Below are 3,260 nucleotides of genomic sequence, written 5' to 3' on the forward strand. Positions count from 1 at the left end.
GCGTAGCGACGTCCTATCCTCGCAGGGGGCGATCCCCCAACTACTATCAGCGTGCTGAAGCTTAACTTCCGTGTTCGGCATGGGAACGGGTGTATCCTTCAGGCTATCGCCACTACACTATGAAAGAACTTCTTCTCTCAAAACTAGATATTATTCAATTATTTTCTTTGAGAACACCACGTTTTACAACTTGGTTAAGTCCTCGACCGATTAGTACTGGTCCGCTCCACGCCTCACGGCGCTGCTACTTCCAGCCTATCTACCTGATCATCTCTCAGGGGTCTTACTTCCATATAGGAATGGGAAATCTCATCTTGAGGCGAGTTTCACACTTAGATGCTTTCAGCGTTTATCTCATCCATACATAGCTACCCAGCGATGCGCCTGGCGGCACAACTGGTACACCAGAGGTATGTCCATCCCGGTCCTCTCGTACTAAGGACAGCTCCTCTCAAATTTCCTACGCCCGCGACGGATAGGGACCGAACTGTCTCACGACGTTCTGAACCCAGCTCGCGTACCGCTTTAATGGGCGAACAGCCCAACCCTTGGGACCGACTACAGCCCCAGGATGCGATGAGCCGACATCGAGGTGCCAAACCTCCCCGTCGATGTGGACTCTTGGGGGAGATAAGCCTGTTATCCCCAGGGTAGCTTTTATCCGTTGAGCGATGGCCCTTCCATACGGTACCACCGGATCACTAAGCCCGACTTTCGTCCCTGCTCGACCTGTCTGTCTCGCAGTCAAGCTCTCTTCTGCCTTTACACTCAGCGAATGATTTCCAACCATTCTGAGAGAACCTTTGGGCGCCTCCGTTACTTTTTAGGAGGCGACCGCCCCAGTCAAACTGCCTACCTGACACTGTCTCCCACCACGATAAGTGGTGCGGGTTAGAGTGTTCACACAGCGAGGGTCGTATCCCACCAGCGCCTCACTCGAAACTAGCGTTCCGAGTTCTACGGCTCCGACCTATCCTGTACAAGCTGTGTCAACACCCAATATCAAGCTACAGTAAAGCTCCATGGGGTCTTTCCGTCCTGTCGCGGGTAACCTGCATCTTCACAGGTAATATAATTTCACCGAGTCTCTCGTTGAGACAGTGCCCAGATCGTTACGCCTTTCGTGCGGGTCGGAACTTACCCGACAAGGAATTTCGCTACCTTAGGACCGTTATAGTTACGGCCGCCGTTTACTGGGGCTTCATTTCTGGGCTTCGCCGAAGCTAACTCATCCACTTAACCTTCCAGCACCGGGCAGGCGTCAGCCCCTATACGTCATCTTACGATTTTGCAGAAACCTGTGTTTTTGATAAACAGTCGCCTGGGCCTTTTCACTGCGGCTGCACTTGCGTGCAGCACCCCTTCTCCCGAAGTTACGGGGTCATTTTGCCGAGTTCCTTAACGAGAGTTCACTCGCTCACCTTAGGATACTCTCCTCGACTACCTGTGTCGGTTTGCGGTACGGGTAATTAATCACTAACTAGAAGCTTTTCTCGGCAGTGTGACATCTGGCACTTCCCTACTAAAATTCGGTCCTCGTCACGCCTTGTCCTTAGCGATAAGCATTTGACTCATCACCAGACTTGACGCTTGAACGCACATTTCCAATCGTGCGCATACCGTAGCCTACTGCGTCCCTCCATCGTTCAAACATGATTAACTAGTACAGGAATATCAACCTGTTATCCATCGCCTACGCTTCTCAGCCTCGGCTTAGGTCCCGACTAACCCTGGGAGGACGAGCCTTCCCCAGGAAACCTTAGTCATTCGGTGGATCAGATTCTCACTGATCTTTCGCTACTCATACCGGCATTCTCACTTCTAAGCGCTCCACTAGTCCTTGCGGTCTAGCTTCATTGCCCTTAGAACGCTCTCCTATCACGCGACCTATTGGTCGCATCCATAATTTCGGTAACATGCTTAGCCCCGGTAAATTTTCGGCGCAGGATCACTCGGCTAGTGAGCTATTACGCACTCTTTAAATGGTGGCTGCTTCTGAGCCAACATCCTAGCTGTCTGTGCAACTCCACATCCTTTTCCACTCAGCATGTATTTAGGGACCTTAATTGATGGTCTGGGCTGTTCCCCTTTCGACGGTGGATCTTATCACTCATCGTCTGACTCCCGGATATAAATCAGTGGCATTCGGAGTTTATCTGAATTCAGTAACCCATGACGGGCCCCTAGTCCAAACAGTGGCTCTACCTCCACGATTCTTAACTCCGAGGCTAACCCTAAAGCTATTTCGGAGAGAACCAGCTATCTCCAAGTTCGTTTGGAATTTCACCGCTATCCACACCTCATCCCAGCATTTTTCAACATACACGGGTTCGGTCCTCCAGTGCGTTTTACCGCACCTTCAACCTGGACATGGATAGGTCACCTGGTTTCGGGTCTACGTCAACTTACTGCAACGCCCATTTCAGACTCGCTTTCGCTACGGCTCCGATCTTTACATCTTAACCTTGCAAATTAACGTAACTCGCCGGTTCATTCTACAAAAGGCACGCTATCACCCATTAACGGGCTCTAACTAATTGTAGGCACATGGTTTCAGGAACTATTTCACTCCGCTTCCGCGGTGCTTTTCACCTTTCCCTCACGGTACTGGTTCACTATCGGTCACTAGGGAGTATTTAGCCTTGGGAGATGGTCCTCCCGGATTCCGACCACGTTTCACGTGTGTGGCCGTACTCAGGATCCTGAACTGAGGGTCAACGATTTCATCTACGGGGGTATCACCCTCTATGCCGTGCCTTCCCAGACACTTCGATTATCATTGACTTTGGTAACTCAAATGTTCAGTCCTACAACCCCAACGAGCAAGCTCGTTGGTTTGGGCTGTTCCCCGTTCGCTCGCCGCTACTTAGGGAATCGATTTTTCTTTCTCTTCCTGTGGGTACTTAGATGTTTCAGTTCCCCACGTCTGCCTCAACTTAAGTATGTATTCCCTAAGTTGTAATAGTTGGTTAAAACTACTGGGTTTCCCCATTCGGAAATCTCCGGATCAAAGCTTACGTACAGCTCCCCGAAGCATATCGGTGTTAGTCCCGTCCTTCATCGGCTCCTAGTACCAAGGCATCCACCATGCGCCCTTCATAACTTAACCTAACGATTACGAAGTAATCGTTGATTAATTGAGTATTAGCGATATAAACTAATTAAAAAAACTCAAAATACGCGGTGTTCTCGGTTTAATTATCTTTAATAAAAATAATTAATAAGAAAATAATTGATAATATCTAGTTTTCAAAGAACAA

2 rRNA genes are annotated in these 3,260 nt (G+C 49.4%); both read right to left on the minus strand.

Going from position 1 to position 3,260, the window contains the following annotated elements:
* Positions 1–117 (minus strand): 5S ribosomal RNA (gene rrf, locus EKM87_RS12085).
* Positions 118–190: 73 nt separating this feature from the next.
* Positions 191–3,109, minus strand: a 23S ribosomal RNA gene (locus tag EKM87_RS12090).
* Between the last annotated feature and the right edge of the window lie 151 nt (positions 3,110–3,260).

The sequence above is a fragment of the Levilactobacillus yonginensis genome, from assembly GCF_003946265.1.
Lineage (GTDB): Bacteria > Bacillota > Bacilli > Lactobacillales > Lactobacillaceae > Levilactobacillus > Levilactobacillus yonginensis.